Annotated in this window: 20 protein-coding genes; 16 read left to right on the top strand and 4 right to left on the bottom strand. The window is 38.8% G+C overall.

The window, feature by feature from the left end; all coding sequences use genetic code 11:
* Positions 1-81 precede the first annotated feature (81 nt).
* Entirely contained in the window at positions 82-1,428 is a 1,347-nt protein-coding gene (locus PQ477_RS03825; protein WP_274272978.1) for a dihydrolipoyl dehydrogenase family protein, read from the top strand.
* An 18-nt stretch (positions 1,429-1,446) separates the two neighbouring features.
* Positions 1,447-2,367 carry an MBL fold metallo-hydrolase gene (locus tag PQ477_RS03820; protein ID WP_246117063.1) on the top strand — a complete coding sequence of 307 codons (921 nt, stop codon included), beginning with the start codon at positions 1,447-1,449 and terminating at the stop codon, positions 2,365-2,367.
* An 11-nt stretch (positions 2,368-2,378) separates the two neighbouring features.
* Here PQ477_RS03820 and PQ477_RS03815 read toward each other — a convergent pair whose 3' ends face one another.
* The gene (locus PQ477_RS03815; RefSeq protein WP_144559696.1) at positions 2,379-3,011 is read right to left on the bottom strand and encodes a YesL family protein; all 633 of its coding nucleotides are present in this window, start codon (positions 3,009-3,011) and stop codon (positions 2,379-2,381) included.
* A gap of 83 nt (positions 3,012-3,094) precedes the next feature.
* Positions 3,095-3,403, bottom strand: a complete 309-nt coding sequence (locus PQ477_RS03810) for a hypothetical protein (RefSeq protein ID WP_035398701.1) — start codon at positions 3,401-3,403, stop codon at positions 3,095-3,097.
* A gap of 272 nt (positions 3,404-3,675) precedes the next feature.
* On the opposite strand from PQ477_RS03810, the gene PQ477_RS03805 reads away from it, so the two are divergent.
* Both PQ477_RS03805 and PQ477_RS03800 read left to right on the top strand, forming a co-directional pair.
* The gene (locus PQ477_RS03805; RefSeq protein ID WP_035398703.1) at positions 3,676-4,431 is read left to right on the top strand and encodes a M15 family metallopeptidase; all 756 of its coding nucleotides are present in this window, start codon (positions 3,676-3,678) and stop codon (positions 4,429-4,431) included.
* Positions 4,432-4,572: 141 nt separating this feature from the next.
* On the top strand, positions 4,573-6,492 hold the full coding sequence (locus PQ477_RS03800; protein ID WP_052008327.1) for an LTA synthase family protein: 1,920 nt from the start codon (positions 4,573-4,575) through the stop codon (positions 6,490-6,492).
* A 162-nt stretch (positions 6,493-6,654) separates the two neighbouring features.
* Here PQ477_RS03800 and PQ477_RS03795 read toward each other — a convergent pair whose 3' ends face one another.
* Entirely contained in the window at positions 6,655-7,266 is a 612-nt protein-coding gene (locus PQ477_RS03795; RefSeq protein ID WP_246117062.1) for a YitT family protein, read from the bottom strand.
* Between the two features lie 97 nt (positions 7,267-7,363).
* Positions 7,364-8,116, bottom strand: a complete 753-nt coding sequence (locus tag PQ477_RS03790; RefSeq protein WP_144559694.1) for a rhomboid family intramembrane serine protease — start codon at positions 8,114-8,116, stop codon at positions 7,364-7,366.
* Positions 8,117-8,209: 93 nt separating this feature from the next.
* Between PQ477_RS03790 and acpS the strand changes: the two genes are divergently transcribed.
* From acpS to PQ477_RS03730, 12 genes are all read left to right on the top strand, one after another.
* On the top strand, positions 8,210-8,572 hold the full coding sequence (gene acpS / locus PQ477_RS03785) for a holo-ACP synthase (protein WP_035398705.1): 363 nt from the start codon (positions 8,210-8,212) through the stop codon (positions 8,570-8,572).
* A 115-nt stretch (positions 8,573-8,687) separates the two neighbouring features.
* On the top strand, positions 8,688-9,710 hold the full coding sequence (locus PQ477_RS03780) for a LolA family protein (RefSeq protein WP_274272977.1): 1,023 nt from the start codon (positions 8,688-8,690) through the stop codon (positions 9,708-9,710).
* Positions 9,711-10,010: 300 nt separating this feature from the next.
* The gene (locus PQ477_RS03775; RefSeq protein ID WP_206698938.1) at positions 10,011-10,217 is read left to right on the top strand and encodes an antitoxin; all 207 of its coding nucleotides are present in this window, start codon (positions 10,011-10,013) and stop codon (positions 10,215-10,217) included.
* A 3-nt stretch (positions 10,218-10,220) separates the two neighbouring features.
* Positions 10,221-10,571, top strand: a complete 351-nt coding sequence (locus PQ477_RS03770; RefSeq protein ID WP_035398813.1) for a type II toxin-antitoxin system PemK/MazF family toxin — start codon at positions 10,221-10,223, stop codon at positions 10,569-10,571.
* 150 nt (positions 10,572-10,721) lie between these two features.
* Complete coding sequence (locus tag PQ477_RS03765) at positions 10,722-11,540, top strand: STAS domain-containing protein (protein WP_274272976.1); 819 nt, start codon at positions 10,722-10,724, stop codon at positions 11,538-11,540.
* An 18-nt stretch (positions 11,541-11,558) separates the two neighbouring features.
* Entirely contained in the window at positions 11,559-11,915 is a 357-nt protein-coding gene (locus tag PQ477_RS03760; protein ID WP_035398810.1) for an STAS domain-containing protein, read from the top strand.
* Between the two features lie 2 nt (positions 11,916-11,917).
* Positions 11,918-12,334: an anti-sigma regulatory factor gene (locus tag PQ477_RS03755; RefSeq protein ID WP_035398808.1), complete on the top strand. Its 417-nt coding sequence runs from the start codon at positions 11,918-11,920 to the stop codon at positions 12,332-12,334.
* Between the two features lie 12 nt (positions 12,335-12,346).
* Positions 12,347-13,363 carry a PP2C family protein-serine/threonine phosphatase gene (locus PQ477_RS03750; protein WP_035398806.1) on the top strand — a complete coding sequence of 339 codons (1,017 nt, stop codon included), beginning with the start codon at positions 12,347-12,349 and terminating at the stop codon, positions 13,361-13,363.
* Between the two features lie 66 nt (positions 13,364-13,429).
* The gene (locus PQ477_RS03745) at positions 13,430-13,756 is read left to right on the top strand and encodes an STAS domain-containing protein (protein WP_035398804.1); all 327 of its coding nucleotides are present in this window, start codon (positions 13,430-13,432) and stop codon (positions 13,754-13,756) included.
* Positions 13,753-14,232, top strand: coding sequence for an anti-sigma B factor RsbW (rsbW, locus tag PQ477_RS03740; protein ID WP_035398802.1), 480 nt, complete (start codon positions 13,753-13,755; stop codon positions 14,230-14,232). The genes PQ477_RS03745 and rsbW overlap by 4 nt, the downstream gene beginning before the upstream one ends.
* Positions 14,198-14,983: an RNA polymerase sigma factor SigB gene (gene sigB / locus PQ477_RS03735; RefSeq protein ID WP_144559690.1), complete on the top strand. Its 786-nt coding sequence runs from the start codon at positions 14,198-14,200 to the stop codon at positions 14,981-14,983. Before rsbW ends, sigB begins: the two co-directional genes overlap by 35 nt.
* Entirely contained in the window at positions 14,983-15,579 is a 597-nt protein-coding gene (locus tag PQ477_RS03730) for a PP2C family serine/threonine-protein phosphatase (RefSeq protein WP_035398798.1), read from the top strand. Before sigB ends, PQ477_RS03730 begins: the two co-directional genes overlap by 1 nt.
* The last annotated feature ends 38 nt before the right edge of the window (positions 15,580-15,617 follow it).

Raw genomic sequence — 15,617 nt, 5'->3', positions numbered from 1 at the left:
CGTCTGGTATCGATATGATCGATCTTCTGTTTTTCAATAAAGGAATTAGGGAATAGCACTGCTAATAGAGGAGGAGTTAAGATGGCAGAATCATATGATGTTATCATTATTGGAAGCGGACCAGCAGCAATGGCTGCGGCTTTTCCATTAGCAGAAGCAACTAAGCGTGTTGCTGTTATAGAAGGAAATCGATTTGGAGGAACGTGTCCCAATTTCGGATGTGATCCTAAAAAGCTGCTGTACACTCGAAGTGAAACAGCATGGCAAGCCGGGAAATTAAGAGGTACCGGTATAGATGGAACGACTTCCTTTAAGTGGGAAGATGCGATGAAGGAAAAAAACAATTATACAGACTCTGTTTATAAAGAGATTGAGCAATCGATGAAACAAGCAAACATTGATACTTATCACGGTTATGCGTCTTTCATCAATGAAGAAACTGTACAAATTGATACCATTACCTTATCAGCTCAAACGTTCATTATCGCAACTGGTCTTAAGCCATCATCCCTCCCATTTAAGGGGGCCGAGACGCTTCTAACGAATGAAGAATTCTTAAACCTTCCTTCGTTGCCGAGGTCAATCGCTTTTATCGGTGGTGGTTACATTTCATTTGAATTCGCTCATCTCGCTGCTCGAGCAGGTACGAACGTTCATATTATTGATTCTGGTGATCGTGGATTAAAAGCATTTGATCGAGACCACGTCCAAGCTTTAATAGAACAATCAGAAGCAATTGGCATTACCTTTCATTGGAATGAGGAAATTTCAAGTATTGAATCAAGCGATTATGAAGTTACAATAAGAACAGACAAACAAACACTTACTGTCGACAAAGCTGTTCATGGTGCTGGTCGAACACCGAATATAAAGAAATTAAATCTTGAAGCCGCAAATGTCGATTACGATGGAACAGGTATTCATGTTGATGGCACATTGCAAAGCGTTTCAAATCCAAGAGTGTATGCAGCTGGTGATGTAACAGCAACCCACTCGTTACCTCTAACACCTTTATCAAGTCAAGAAGGTTCAGTTGTTGTACACAATATTCTAGAAGAGCAAAAGAAAACTCTTCACCAAGGGGCAATGCCGTCCATTGTTTTCACGATACCGAAGTTAGCAAAAGTAGGGAAAACAAAGAAACGGCTTGATCAAGAGGGGATAGCGTATTATGTTAAGAACACATCGATGACAGACTGGCTCACTTATTCGATGATAAAAGAAGATCAAGCGTTAGCAAAAGTATATGTTTGTAAAAAAACTGGCAAGATTTTAGGTGCTGATTTTTTAACCGTCTATGCAGATCAATGGATCAATTTGTTTTCTCTTGCAATTCAACTAGAGTTAACGACAGAACAGCTTACATCCGTTCACTATACGTATCCATCTGTTTTAGGGGATAGTGGGAATGTGTTGCCAATTCAATAAAGTAGGTGTTGGTGAGAATTGAAAAAACAAAGATTTGAAAACCTGAATGGTGTGCAAAATCAACATCAATTAAAGGATTTTGTAAGCTGGTACCGAGAAAGAATGAGCAAGACAAAAGACTTAACAAAGACGATCGCTGTTAAGCACCAGCCAGATTATAGGCTAATTCACAATGCCAATGTAGATAGTTTAACATGGATAGGGCATGCGACTTTCTTGATTCGTATCAATGGACTAACAGTGGTAACAGATCCAGTTTGGACGAATTTTATGGGAACAACGAAGCGAAATGTACCAGTTACCATTCCTATTCAACATTTACCAGAAATAGATGTTGTCCTTATTTCTCACGGTCACTATGATCATTTGCATATTCAATCATTACGGCATTTACCTGGTGACCCACTTTTTTTAATACCTAGAGGGTTAAAGGCGCTTCTAAAGAAGAAAGGGTTTTTAGAAGAACGGATAGTGGAATTAGACTGGTGGGAAGAATGGTCAAATCAAAACGTTACGCTAACGTTTGTACCAGCGCAACATTGGGTGAAACGAGGCTTATTTGACACGAATACGTCACGATGGGGTGGTTGGGTCTTAGAGTCCACAGCTCAATCGCTATACTTTGCAGGTGATAGTGGTTATTTTGAAGGGTTCAAGCAACTACAAAAGATAAAGTCAATTGATTATGCGTTAGTTCCAATCGGCGCTTATGAACCTGAGTGGTTTATGGAGCTCGATCATATGAAACCGGAAGACGCGGTACAAGCATTTATTGATTTAGGAGCAAGTCATATGGTGCCGATGCACTATGGAACCTTTCGTTTAGCCGATGATACAGGACCAGAAGCTCTCGAACGGTTTGAACAAGCATGGAAAGAAAAAGGAATAAATGAAAAGAAAAAAAGCGTCCTACCCATTGGCGGTACGCTTCGTTTATAAGGCAGCTGATATTAAGCTGCTTGACTCTTTTGTTTTTCTTCGTTTCGAACAAACCCTGTGTGAGAAAACCACATCAACAAAAAGATGGGTATCGAGACTCCGAAGAATGGAAGCACTCCTGGAAATTGGAACATTAAAAACAGAACACCAGCACAAGTGATGAGCATGCCAATACTTAAAAACGGTCGCACAACCGTATGTAAAGCGGCATGCTTTAACAATTTAAAGACGGATAACTCGTAGTGAACAAACGCACTAAAAGCATAAAAGCAGGTGAGGATATAGATAAACGTCAAAATGAGTAAAGGGAACGCTAATAACTGTACGTAAGGGTTTGCCGATTGATAAATAAAAACGAGATCAATATACAGCACGAAGCCGATAATCGTTAAACAAAGACCCATTATTTGAACTTTCAAATAATCTTTTTTAAAATAGTGGACAAAGGTTTTGAAAATTGGAAGATCTGTTTCGCCTCGAATCCACTGTCTTGTTACTGCAAATGCAGCTTGAGTAGCTGGAAATAAGCCTCCAACAACAAGTCCTCCTACAGTAAATAGAATCCAAAGCAAATTAATGGCTGCTAATCGCATGATCCATTCAGCGATACGGTATACGCCACCCATAAGTCCATTCATTTCCATCTGAAGAACCACCTCTTTATTTGTGAAAGCGTTATCTTTATTGTACCACAAAAAAAGAGCGCATACGCCCTCTTTTCGCTCTTTTATTTCAAGTCTTTGACAACCTCTTTCGTTTCCACTGTTCCAAGGTCGTAAATAATCGTATAAAGTTCTTGAAGTTCGTTATCCGTCATTTCTTTATCTTCATCTGCTTTTTTTTCTTGAAAAGGACGCTGGAAAATTTCTTCTTGACGAAAATCTTCCGACTTTAACTGCTCAATTATTGCTTGAATGCGGTCAACCTCTTCTTGATTCGCATAAATTTCGTACTGAATGGTATTATCAGGTATTTTTTCTTTTGCAATTTTCATCATAGCCATATCAACTGTTACATAAAAACGCTCTCGATTCATTGTCTATCCACCTCATTTGTAATAGTCGTTTAATTCCTGTACCCTTTTTCGTTGGCACTTACACATAAAAGAAGAGGTTTAGTGTTTAAAAACAAGGGTATCGAAAGGAAAAGCCGATTCCCTTAAACTGGCTAAAAAACCAACCTCCATCTCTTCATAAAGTCGTTTCTTCATGCATATCCTAAATAGAATAAAATGGTGGGACAAGATTGAAAAAACCCGAGAAGTCCTTTACTATTAGACGATAAGAATAGAGAGCAAGGATGAGTGGGATGAAAAACTATTGGATACCTGCAGTTATTATTAGTGCTTTATTAGCAGGGTGTTCTCCTTCAGAAGATGAGGCAGAGCAAGTGACTGAAGAAGAAAAAATGCCAGAAGCGGAACTTGCTGATGGCGATAACCGTATAATTGAATTAAATGATGTGATCACTGTGCAAGGTGATCCAATTATACAAAATCCGGAGAATATTGAAGCGAATGTTAATTTGGATAATCGGTTACCAGTTGATTATGAGCCAGCTGATTTGGTTGTTCCTGATGTACGCAGACCGTACGAAGGCATACAGGAGCGATCGTATTTACGAGAAGAAGCAGCAGATGCTCTTGAACAACTCTTCTATGAGGCTGAATTGAATGGACATATCCTTTATGCGAACTCAGGGTTTCGTTCGTTTGAACGTCAGTATGAGTTGTTTAAAAATCAACAAATTCAAAGTGGGCTTGATCAAACATTAGTCGCACAACCTGGTTTTAGTGAGCATCAAACCGGTTTGGCAATGGACGTTTCGTCTTCTAGCGTGAACTTCGGTTTAACGGAGGCTTTTGGAGATACAGAAGAGGGTATTTGGATTGAAGAAAATGCTCATCTATTTGGCTTTATCGTTCGTTACCCTGAAGGAAAGCAAGAAATAACAGGTTATAGCTATGAGCCATGGCACTTACGCTATGTGGGTACGATTGCCAATGAGATTTATGAACAAGGCGTTTCGTACGAAGAATTTATTGAAAATGTAAAGAAAATGTAAAACCAGTGTGAAAATTTCTTATGTCCGTGGAATGGTATTCAAGGTGAATGATTTTTGATAAACTTATTCTTTGTAGAACCCAACAACTAGATAAAAAAGAAAATAAGGGTCACACTCGTGTTATGAGAGGAGACTAACGATATGACCAAGATTAAAGCGGGCTTTAGACGATTAAAGTTTTTTTGGCTTGCTGTCGTTCTATTGTCGCTAACAACGTATATTCTCTATAAAATATCGTTTACAATTCCAACTGAGAATATGATGCAAGAGTTTTTATTGTTTATAAACCCGATTAGTTCATCCATACTGCTTTTAGCGATTGCCCTATTATTTAAGAATCGAGCACGAAATATCATGATTGTTGTGCTTTCTTTTATTGGTTCTTTTATTTTGTACGGCAATCTAATGTTTTATCGTTTTTATTCAGATTTTTTAACATTACCTGTATTGTTCCAGACAAACAATATGCAGGATTTATCATCAAGTGTATTTGAATTAATGAACATTTGGGATCTCTTCATTTTCTCAAATGTATTTATCCTTGCTTATTTTGTGTTTAGACAAAAAGTACCTGTCGTAGGCCGTCTTAAGCGTGAACCGATTTTGCTGTTTTCCCTATCCATTCTTCTTTTCTTAGGGAATCTAACACTAGCTCAAACGGAAAGACCACAGCTTTTAACACGTTCCTTTGACCGTGATATGTTAGTGAAGAACATTGGTGTGTTTAATTTTCATTTGTATGATGTGTTTCTGCAGTCACAGTCTAGGGCTCAGCGTGTACTAGCAGATAGCTCTGACATAGTTGAAGTTCAAAACTATGTACAAGCAAATCATAAAGAACCTAACTCTGAGATGTTTGGTACAGCTGAAGGCAAAAATGTCTTCATGATTTCTTTAGAATCTCTACAGTCCTTCGTTATCGATAATGATTTAAACGGAGAAGAGATTACACCGTTTTTAAATGAACTGAAAGAAAACAGCTATTACTTTGAGAATTTTTATCATCAAACAGAACAAGGGAAGACGTCTGATTCAGAATTTATTGTAGCAAATTCAATGTTTGGGCGTAGTAGTGGTGCGGTTTTCTTTACCCACGCACAGAATGAATATAACGCGACACCAAATATTCTAGGTGAGAATGGTTATTATACGTCAGTCATGCATGCAAACAATCGGTCATTTTGGAATCGAGATATTGTGTATGATTCACTTGGATACGATAAGTTTTATGACGTTGAATACTATGATGTAACAGAAGAGAATTCAATTGGTTGGGGTTTGAAAGATCGTGAATTCTTTGAGCAATCAATTGAGCTATTACAAGAGCAACCGAAACCGTTTTACACAACGTTTATTACATTAACGAATCATTTTCCGTTTGAATTAGGTGAAGAAGATAAGATGATTGCGGAAGGGGAATTTAGAAGCGGAACATTAAATCGTTATTTCCCAACAGTTCGTTATATGGACTATGCTGTGGAGCAATTCTTTAACGACATTAAAGAAGCTGGCTTGTATGAGGATTCCATCTTTATTTTATACGGTGATCACTACGGGATCTCTACAAATCATAATGGATCAATGGCTGAGTACTTAGGAAAAGAAGAGATTACGCCTTTTGATACGATTCAATTACAGCGTGTACCTTTGTTTATTCACATTCCTGGCCATGAGGGTGAAACCATTGACACAGTTGGTGGACAAATTGACGTTCAACCAACGCTTATGCATTTACTAGGTATGAGTACGAAGGAAGATATTCAATTTGGGTCAGATTTGTTTGCGCCTGAGAGAGATTCGTTTGCTGTTTTACGGAATGGTTCATTTATAACAGATGATGTCGTTTGGACGAATAACACTTGTTACAATAAAGAAACAGGAGAACCGATTGAAGAGGAAGAGGGAGTAGATGCGTGTGGTGAATACGCTGAGCGTGCCACGTCAGATCTCGAGTACTCTGATAAGGTGATTTACGGAGATTTATTACGTTTCTTTGAACCAAATAACGAAAACCTTACGGATGAAGAAAACCGTCACGATGATAACGAAGAAGATGAATAAAAAAAGGCGTCGCAATTGCGACGCCTTTTTTGTACAATATGGTTTGAAAAGAGGTGGTTGTTAAATGAAGAAAAGCAATCGATTTTGGTTTATTTTAATTGCAAGCGTTGCTGTAGTGTATGGAGCACTTTACTGGATTTTTTCAGGTGATTTACAGCTGCCTTAAATACTTAAAGGAGGTCTCGGGTGGGCATTGACCCCTCCGACAGCTGTAATAACAGTTGTAGCGAAACCTGTTGCAATCACAGCGATAGTCGACAAGATAATTTCATCAAATGTAATGACGGGTATACCGGCGACAACTGCAGCTAGATCAAAGCCAACAATGAGGACACCCACATTCCAAGTGGTTTTCGCTGAAATCATTTGCGCTAAGAGATCAAAACCGCCTGTACTAATATCGAGCAAAAACATAATGCCGGCACCGACGCCAAGCATTAAACCACCGAGTACGGCGCTAGTTAAAGGACCAAGGATAGGTGTTTCAGGAATAAATGCAGCAAAGAAATCGATCATGAGTGATGAAACAATGACACCTGCCAATGAATTGAAAAAAAATGGTCGATAATACATCCATGCTAAAATATAAATAGGGATACTGACAACGATAATGGTCATTCCCACTGGAACGTTCCACAAATAGTGGGCAATTAATCCGACTCCAATAATGCCACCATCTAAAAGATGATAAGACACGAAGAAGAAATTAATTCCTACACTTATTAGGAGACAGCCTAAAAATAATACGAGTACATAACGTAATCCTTTTCCCACTTTATCACCCTCACACAACAATTAGCCAAGCTCATTTATACATATGCGGACAACTCTATGACTATGCTGACCGGTCGTGTGAGAGGATTGCGGTTTATTACTGAGGAAGGGACTGGAGGAAGACAAATCCTAAAAATAGAAGAATGCCGACTACTAGAAGCACTTTTTTTATTTTTCGGTTACGTCCACGGTTTTTCCAGCGATCTGGATTAAACGAGACCTCATCATCATCAAAATAAGCTTTTCGTGTACGTGTTCGATAGACAAATGGCGTTGATGCACCAATTAAAAACAATGGCGCAAGTAAACCACCGGATACAAGACCAAAAATATGACCAGTTATGCTTATACTAGGGTTAAGGAAGGTCATAATAACACCAATAATAACTAACGGCACGATAATCTGAGACGTTTGTCTACTAATGAGATCTTCACGATACAAATAAATGAACAAGTAAACACCGAACAAGCCATAAATAGAGCCAGAAGCACCAAGATGCATGTAATAACTATGTTGTAAATAAAAGGTAACAATGTTCGCTAAAATACCGGGTAGTAGAAATAGTAAAAGGAATTTCCATTTCTTCATCATTGATTCGAGGGCCGGTCCGAATATGAGAAGCGCGCCCATATTAAAAGCAAGGTGAATGAGGTCATTATGGAGAAAAATAGGCGTGATTAGCCTCCAATACTCTCCATATTCAATGGCCAAATTAAAACCGACCCCTCTTTCACGAATAATAGGAAAGAACATCATCAGAATAAAAATAAGTAGGTTTACAGCGATAATGGTTGTAACAACTGGGTAATTCCTCGTATAGGAAGAAAAAGTTTCATTTCTAAAAAACATAAGCAAGCTCCTTTTACATAGAATCTTCATCCTTATTCTATTGCTATTATACCAGTTCCATTCCAAGACCAACACAAAGAAGGGTGGCATAAAATGATTATCGGAACAGGTATTGATATTATTGAAATTGACCGCATCCGGAACCTGGTGCTACGTCATCCAGAGCGTTTTATCGAACGCATCTTAACAAAGCAAGAATACGAACGAATTGCGTCTGCCGGTGAAGCGAGGAAAATTGAATATATTGCTGGACGATTCGCGGCAAAAGAAGCATACGCCAAAGCAATCGGTTCTGGAATTGGACGTCATCTCTCGTTTCAAGACATTGAAATTTTAGCGAGTGAGACAGGAAAACCTGAGATTTGGTTTAAACGACAAAAAAAAAATAAATGCCATCTATCCATTACTCACTCGAAGGAATACGCCTTTGCGCAAGTCATTCTAGAAGATTCCTAAAAACTTGTCACGACTTGTCTGCATATTGCTTGGACCCCGCTCATATAGTTTACAGCAACAGGGGTATTGGATTTTGTCCAATCGCCGAATGTGAGCTGAAGGGGTGAATGGTAAGATGAGAAAAAAGATGTGGCTTTCACTAGTGGCTGCTTTTATGGTGGTCATTTTAGTAGGATGTGGAGAGAAATCGCAAGAAGATGTACTAAACGATGTTGATAAGGCGTTAGAAGAAACAACAAGTTACACATCAAAAGCAACCATGCAGTTAGCAACAGGTCAAGAGCCGCAAACGTATGACGTTGAAGTGATGCAAAAGGATCAATCGTATTATAAGGTGGATTTGAAAAATAAAACCAATGATCAAAGCCAAATTATTTTAAAAAATGACGAAGGTGTATTTGTTCTTACACCGGCTTTAAACAAAGTATTCCGCTTTCAAAGCGATTGGCCAAAAACAAGCAGCCAAGCTTATTTGTATGAATCGTTGTTAAAAGATATTAGCTTAGGTGCTGATATGGAATTTTCACAAGACGACGACTTCTATATTTTTAAGACAGCAACCATGTACCAAAATAAAAATTTGAATAGCCAAGAAATTCGTCTACACAAAAAGGATTTGAAGCCAGCCTCTGTCAAGATAATGGATGCAGACGAAAAAGTGCTTGTAGATTTAACGTTTACAGAATTTGAAAAGAATCCTACTGTTGCGGCAGAAGAATTCGAAACGGAGAAAGTCATGACAGGTGCACAAATGTCAGAACCGACAATGGCTGACCCAGAAGAAGAATTAAATGAAGAGTTCCGTATTTACTACCCTGAATTTGTTCCAGATGGCGTTAATGATCAACCAGAAGAGGATCAAGTTGAGACTGGAGACCGTACGACCTTTGTACAACAGTATACAGGTGAAAAGTCGTTTACGCTTATTCAAGAGCAAGCGCAAGTCGTTCCTGCATCTACTCCGCAGAATCTAGTGTCAGCGAAAGTGGTTGACCTTGGCTTTGCTGTAGGAATTCAAGTAAATGATACCATTATGTGGTCCCACAATGGTTCAGATTTCTCCTTATTATCACAAGATATGGAGATGGATGAGCTGATTGAAGTAGCACGTTCAGTTGTTGCTGTTGGCGAAAAGTAATTGACTACTTAAAGAGACACTTGATAACAACCAGGTGCGGAGTAATCTCTGTGCCTGGTTTTTTCCTTGTTTTCTTGCTTTTTTAACGGAAGACATCTAAATGTTTGGTTCACTGCATAGATTAACAAGAGTGGGTAATGATAGGCTTAAGATAAACGCGATGTTAGATGAAATTACACGATTACTCATCTTTTTTAAAAAGAGGCTTTGCAAAGTAATGGTGGGGATGCTATGATGAAACATGTATATTACTCGAGTAGAAGAAACGGACTAATTCGGCTGTCTTAAGCCATACACTGATTGAATGAGGTGGACATTGTGCTTGAACAAGAAAAATGGAATGATCCAAGATTAAAAGACCGTGCTGAACTAAAGGCTGAAATTCGCGAATCGATGCAACAAGGCTATATGGAAATGGCAAAGATTAATCTAACCATTGCATCAGAAGCTTTTCTTGCTGAGGAGGAAGCTAATCATACGCTGACACGTCTCGTTAGCGGGGTGTAGCCTTTGATAGTGAAACGGGGAGATGTCTATTTTGCTGATCTATCTCCAGTTGTAGGATCAGAACAAGGTGGGGTACGACCAGTTCTCATCATTCAAAATAACATTGGAAATCGATTTAGTCCTACGGTAATTGTTGCAGCGATAACGGCACAAATCCAAAAAGCTAAATTACCTACGCATGTTGAAATTAATGCAAGCAAGTACGGATTTGATCGAGATTCTGTTATTTTACTTGAACAGCTTCGAACAATTGATAAACAAAGATTAACAGATAAAATTACTCATCTAGATGAAAAGATGATGCAGTCGGTAGACAAGGCATTGACTATTAGTTTAGGTTTAATTGATTTTTAACCCCTATCGCTGAAAAGGGGTTTTTTTGTGTGTAAATACTGGATGAGCATAAATTAGTCGACGATTCCCAAATATAATTCTTTGCAACCAAACGAAACTCGTGAAATAATAGAGGTAAGGATGTTTTTAGTGGGAGGAGGAGACAAGGCGATGCAGTCCTATATTGTCTCGTATCTAAAAAAGAATAGGGGTAAACTACTCGATGATTGGGGAAAGAAGCTAGCGGAACTTCGATCTGAAAACTACTTACAATCCCTTACCGATAAATCATTTCATGAGACGAATCAAGAGTTTCTAGACTTAATGCTGGAAGCAGCTGACGAGCGCAGAGACAAATTAGATAGTAAAATTAATGATTACGTTCTTCGCTATATTCAAAATGGGGGTACACTTCATTTTTTGTCTCAATCCATTCAACTACTTCGAAAAGCGTGTCAAACTCTTGTTCTTGAATCAGAATTTGAAAAAAAAGAAGCGCTTGAGTTTTTAATTGAACTTGATGAGTGGATCGATAAACGGATGAATCGAATTGTTAAAGATTATTCGAAAGCATGGGAAAAAACGATTGAACTTCAAAAACTCTCTCTGTTAGAGTTATCTGCACCGCTAATCCCTGTTTTTGAAGGCATAACAGTCATGCCCCTCATTGGCAGTATTGACACAGCCAGGGCGCGACTGATTATGGAAAACCTTTTAGAGGGTGTTATAGAAAACCGATCAAAAGTTGTATTAATTGATATTACAGGTGTACCTGTTGTCGATACAATGGTTGCGCATCATATTATTGAAGCATCAGAAGCTGTACGACTTGTAGGAACTAAGTGTATACTTGTAGGAATTCGACCTGAAATCGCACAAACCATTGTTAATTTAGGTATTGATTTAACGAAATTCCCTACGAAAAGCACATTACGAAAAGGCGTTGTTACCGCCTTGGAACTAACTGGGAAACAATTAACGGATATGTAATTGGAAGGAGAATGGAATATGAGAATTCCAATTCTGAAATTGAATCAGTATTTGTTAATTAGTATACAAACCGAACTCGATGATCAAACCGCTCTTCAGTTTCAAGAAGATTTATTAGGTAAAATTCATGAGGAAGGCTCTAACGGTGTTGTTATCGATTTAACAAGTGTTGATATGATTGACTCTTTTATTGCAAAGGTTTTAGGTGATGTAGTTGATATGTCAAGTTTAATGGGGGCAAGAGTCGTACTCACAGGCATTCGACCTGCTGTTGCGATTACTCTTATTGACATGGGAATTAAATTAGAGGGCGTATCAACTGCTCTAGACCTTGAACAAGGACTCGCAAGTTTGCAACAGGAATTGGAGGGTTAAGTATGGATAATCTCCAATCCGCTGTTGAAGTAAATAATGAGTGGGGTATTGTGGCAGCTAGACAAGCAGGTCGTGACCTGTCTCGCCAAATTGGTTTTGGCAATGTCGATCAAGCGCGCATTACAACAGCTATCTCTGAACTAGCACGGAATATCTATTTATACGCAAACCGAGGAGAAATCATCCTTGAAATTGTGGAAGACTTAAACAACGCTAGACCGCGTAAAGGAATTCGTGTGACAGCGAAAGACGAAGGCCCTGGTATACAAAACATCCGACAAGTGATGGTGGATGGGTTCACAACTTCCAGCGGCTTAGGTGCAGGTTTACCTGGTGTAAAACGATTAATGGATGAATTTACTATTGATTCTGAGGTAGGAGTTGGCACAACAATTACCGCGACAAAATGGACAAGATAAGGAGGGGAGTGAATGCGACTAACCGATCATAAACTGCAACTCTCCTATAAGCGAATTCTTAAAGAATTTCTTGAAGAACAATCTGAAGAAAGTCTTTATGAAGCGCAAAAAATAAGCAAATTTCTTCTGGAGCAACAAATTTCTCCAGAAGAGTTTGTGAGCATTCATTTCAAATTATTAACAGAATTGCTGCCTACTATTGATAAGAAAGTAAAGGATTCCTTTGACTTACTCTTAGAGGTCATGATGGGATATGGCTTAGCTTATCAAGAACACCAAATATTAAGAAACCGTCAGCAAGAATTAGAATTAGAAATTGATGTTGCGGCGAGTATGCAGCAGACCCTCATGCCACAAGAAAAGCCAAAAGCGCACTTTCTTGATATCGGAGTTGTGTCTGTTCCAGCTAAAAAAATGAGTGGAGATTACTATCACTACGTCCATGACGACAATAGAGGATTAGGAATGGCAATAGCTGATATTATTGGCAAAGGTGTCCCGGCGGCATTGTGTATGTCGATGATTAAATATGCTATGGATAGTTTACCGTCTGAACAACAGCTGGAGCCGTCTGTTTTGTTGGGGAACTTAAACCGAGTAGTCGAACAAAATGTTGACGATAGTATGTTTATTACGATGATGTATGGATACTATAACAGAACAACGTCTGATTTTCATTATTCTGGAGCTGGTCACGAGCCAGGCTTTTTTTACAATGAAAAAGAAGATTCTTTTGAAGAACTTCGCGCAAAAGGATTAGTTCTAGGAGTCTCTAGAAAAACCACATACCGTGAATACATTCGACATTTGGAGATAGGTGATTTTGTTGTTCTTTTATCAGATGGTGTGACCGAATGTAGAATCGGTGATGAATTTATTGAGAGAGAAGAAATTACAAATCTCATTCGCAATTATATGCATTTAAGTGCGCAGGAAATGGTCGATCATGTGTATGAAGAGTTAATGAAGCTCCAAGATTTCACCTTACGTGATGATTTCACCCTCATTATTTTGCGGAGAAAGGTTTAATAAAGTTTGTTACGTGGTAAGAGAGTACAATGGAACTGAAATGGTCTTTGAGGAGGAGTAACAAGTATGAACCTTTCAATAAAATCGGAACAAGTGGATTCCACTTATCATATACATCTTGCGGGAGAAATTGATGCGTACACAGCACCTCAATTAAAAGAATCGCTACTCCCATTAGCAGAAAAAGAAAATCAACAAATTAATATTCACTTTGATGAAGTGGAGTATATTGATAGCACAGGCTTAGGTGTGTTTGTTGGTGTGTTAAAAGCAACAGATGCGACGAACAGTGAACTAACGTTATTAGGAATGACTTCTCGTATTAAACGTCTATTCTCTATTACTGGTTTAGACGAAGTTATTTCAATTAAATCGAAGGAGGGACAAGGGTGATGGAACAAAATGATCGAATCCATCTTGAGCTCCCTGCTAAGCCAGAATATGTGAGCATTGCGCGTTTGACTGTCTCAGGTATTGCGAATCGATTGGGTTTTTCTTACGACGATATTGAAGATCTGAAGATTGCGGTTGCAGAGGCGTGTACAAATGTTGTAGAACATGCGTATTCTGAAGACGGTTTTATTTCTTTAGCTTGCTATATTTATGAGGATCGCATTCAAATTGTCGTTGCTGATCAAGGCAAAAGTTTTGATATTGCGGAAGTCGAAAGTCGTCTCGGACCAGTTGACGCGAAAAAACCTGTAGGAGACCTAAAGGAAGGAGGGCTTGGTTTATTCCTCATTAGTACGTTAATGGATAAAGTAGAAATTAATGAAGATAACGGTGTAATGCTTGTTATGACAAAGTACCTTTACGAGAGTGGGGTGAAGGAAAGTGTCGACGGAATCTCTTCCTTACAATCAGAATAAGGATGACATCTATAAATGGATTGAAGAATACCAGCGCACAGGTTCCGAAGAAGTTCAAGTACGTCTCGTAAAGCATTTTGAAGCGCTTGTACGCTCTCTATCACGAAAATTCTCGAAAGGAAGAGAGTATGACGAAGATCTCTTTCAAGTGGGGATGGTCGGCTTACTCGCCGCATTAAACCGTTATAATGAGGAATTTGGACGAAGCTTTGAATCGTTTGCGGTTCCGACTATAGTTGGGGAAATTAAACGCTTTATTCGTGATAAGACGTGGAGTGTACACGTTCCAAGACGAATAAAAGAACTGGGTCCTAAAATCAAAAAAGCTGCCGATGCTCTTACCATCGAATTGCAACGTTCTCCGTACGTTCATGAAATTGCTCAGTATCTAGAAGTAGAGGAAGAAGAAGTACTAGAGACAATGGAAATGAGCAAAAGTTATCAAGCTCTTTCAGTAAATCGTTCGCTAGAAGCTGACCAAGAAGGAGGAGAAGTCACACTCCTTGACTTGGTAGGGAACGATGACACTGGTTATGAACAAGCCGACCAAAGAATGTTGTTAGAAAAGGCATTTCAGGTTTTAAATGAGAGAGAGAAAGAGATCTTACAGTGTACGTACTATGAGAACTTAAGCCAGAAAGAAACAGGTGAAAAACTTGGCATTTCTCAAATGCACGTATCAAGATTGCAACGAAGGGCGTTACAAAAACTTCGCGATTCTATTCGAATAGAGCCTACGGAGATCTTTTAATGGTTACACTCTATAAGGATCATCACATTGATGTAGCGACGGTTCAAAAAACAAAACCTGGCAATACAGTGTGTGGAGATGGCCATATCGTATTCCAGAGCAGTGCGTACACGATTTGCGCAGTCATTGACGGTCTTGGCAGTGGAAAAGGAGCTCACCTTTCCGCTGAAAAAGCCATTCGTGCTATTCAAGATCATCATAATGAGGAAGCAGAGCAAATACTAGAGCACTGTAATCAGTACCTTACAAATGAAAGAGGTGCTGTTATTACGTTGCTCCGCATTGACTATAACGCTTCTACCGTTACGTATTCTAATTTTGGTAATATTGGGTTTATTTTATATCATCCCGACGGCACGGTGGTACAACCAATGCCTAAGAGAGGCTATCTTTGTGGTCGTGTTCAAAAGCTCAGTAGCGAACAATTCCACTATAAACCTGGCTCGTCCTTTATTATGTTTACTGATGGCGTTGAACAATTGCCGAAAGTACGTGAATATACGGCAACAGCAAAAGCCGTAAGTGAGAAACTTTTAAATGGAAAGTTCTATAGTCAAAAAGATGATGCAACGTTAATGGTAGGGAATTTCAAGTAAGCAGTGCTGAGAAGCGGCTGCTTATTTTTTTATGTTAT

Origin of the sequence: Shouchella hunanensis (genome assembly GCF_028735875.1) — a bacterium.
GTDB lineage: Bacteria > Bacillota > Bacilli > Bacillales > Bacillaceae_D > Shouchella > Shouchella hunanensis.
The sequence above is the reverse complement of the archived record's forward strand: the minus strand, read 5'-3'. Positions and strand labels throughout refer to the sequence as shown.

What these genes read in the sequence shown, in the direction of transcription:
- PQ477_RS03825 (WP_274272978.1), top strand. Translation starts at nt 82, where the DNA reads ATGGCAGAATCATATGATGTTATCATTATTGGAAGCGGACCAGCAGCA.
- PQ477_RS03760 (WP_035398810.1), top strand. Translation starts at nt 11,559, where the DNA reads ATGAGAATTCCAATTCTGAAATTGAATCAGTATTTGTTAATTAGTATA.
- acpS (WP_035398705.1), top strand. Translation starts at nt 8,210, where the DNA reads ATGATTATCGGAACAGGTATTGATATTATTGAAATTGACCGCATCCGG.
- PQ477_RS03790 (WP_144559694.1), bottom strand. Translation starts at nt 8,116, where the DNA reads ATGTTTTTTAGAAATGAAACTTTTTCTTCCTATACGAGGAATTACCCA.
- PQ477_RS03765 (WP_274272976.1), top strand. Translation starts at nt 10,722, where the DNA reads ATGCAGTCCTATATTGTCTCGTATCTAAAAAAGAATAGGGGTAAACTA.
- PQ477_RS03815 (WP_144559696.1), bottom strand. Translation starts at nt 3,011, where the DNA reads ATGGAAATGAATGGACTTATGGGTGGCGTATACCGTATCGCTGAATGG.
- PQ477_RS03730 (WP_035398798.1), top strand. Translation starts at nt 14,983, where the DNA reads ATGGTTACACTCTATAAGGATCATCACATTGATGTAGCGACGGTTCAA.
- PQ477_RS03750 (WP_035398806.1), top strand. Translation starts at nt 12,347, where the DNA reads ATGCGACTAACCGATCATAAACTGCAACTCTCCTATAAGCGAATTCTT.
- PQ477_RS03755 (WP_035398808.1), top strand. Translation starts at nt 11,918, where the DNA reads ATGGATAATCTCCAATCCGCTGTTGAAGTAAATAATGAGTGGGGTATT.
- PQ477_RS03800 (WP_052008327.1), top strand. Translation starts at nt 4,573, where the DNA reads ATGACCAAGATTAAAGCGGGCTTTAGACGATTAAAGTTTTTTTGGCTT.
- PQ477_RS03805 (WP_035398703.1), top strand. Translation starts at nt 3,676, where the DNA reads ATGAAAAACTATTGGATACCTGCAGTTATTATTAGTGCTTTATTAGCA.
- PQ477_RS03780 (WP_274272977.1), top strand. Translation starts at nt 8,688, where the DNA reads ATGAGAAAAAAGATGTGGCTTTCACTAGTGGCTGCTTTTATGGTGGTC.
- PQ477_RS03745 (WP_035398804.1), top strand. Translation starts at nt 13,430, where the DNA reads ATGAACCTTTCAATAAAATCGGAACAAGTGGATTCCACTTATCATATA.
- PQ477_RS03810 (WP_035398701.1), bottom strand. Translation starts at nt 3,403, where the DNA reads ATGAATCGAGAGCGTTTTTATGTAACAGTTGATATGGCTATGATGAAA.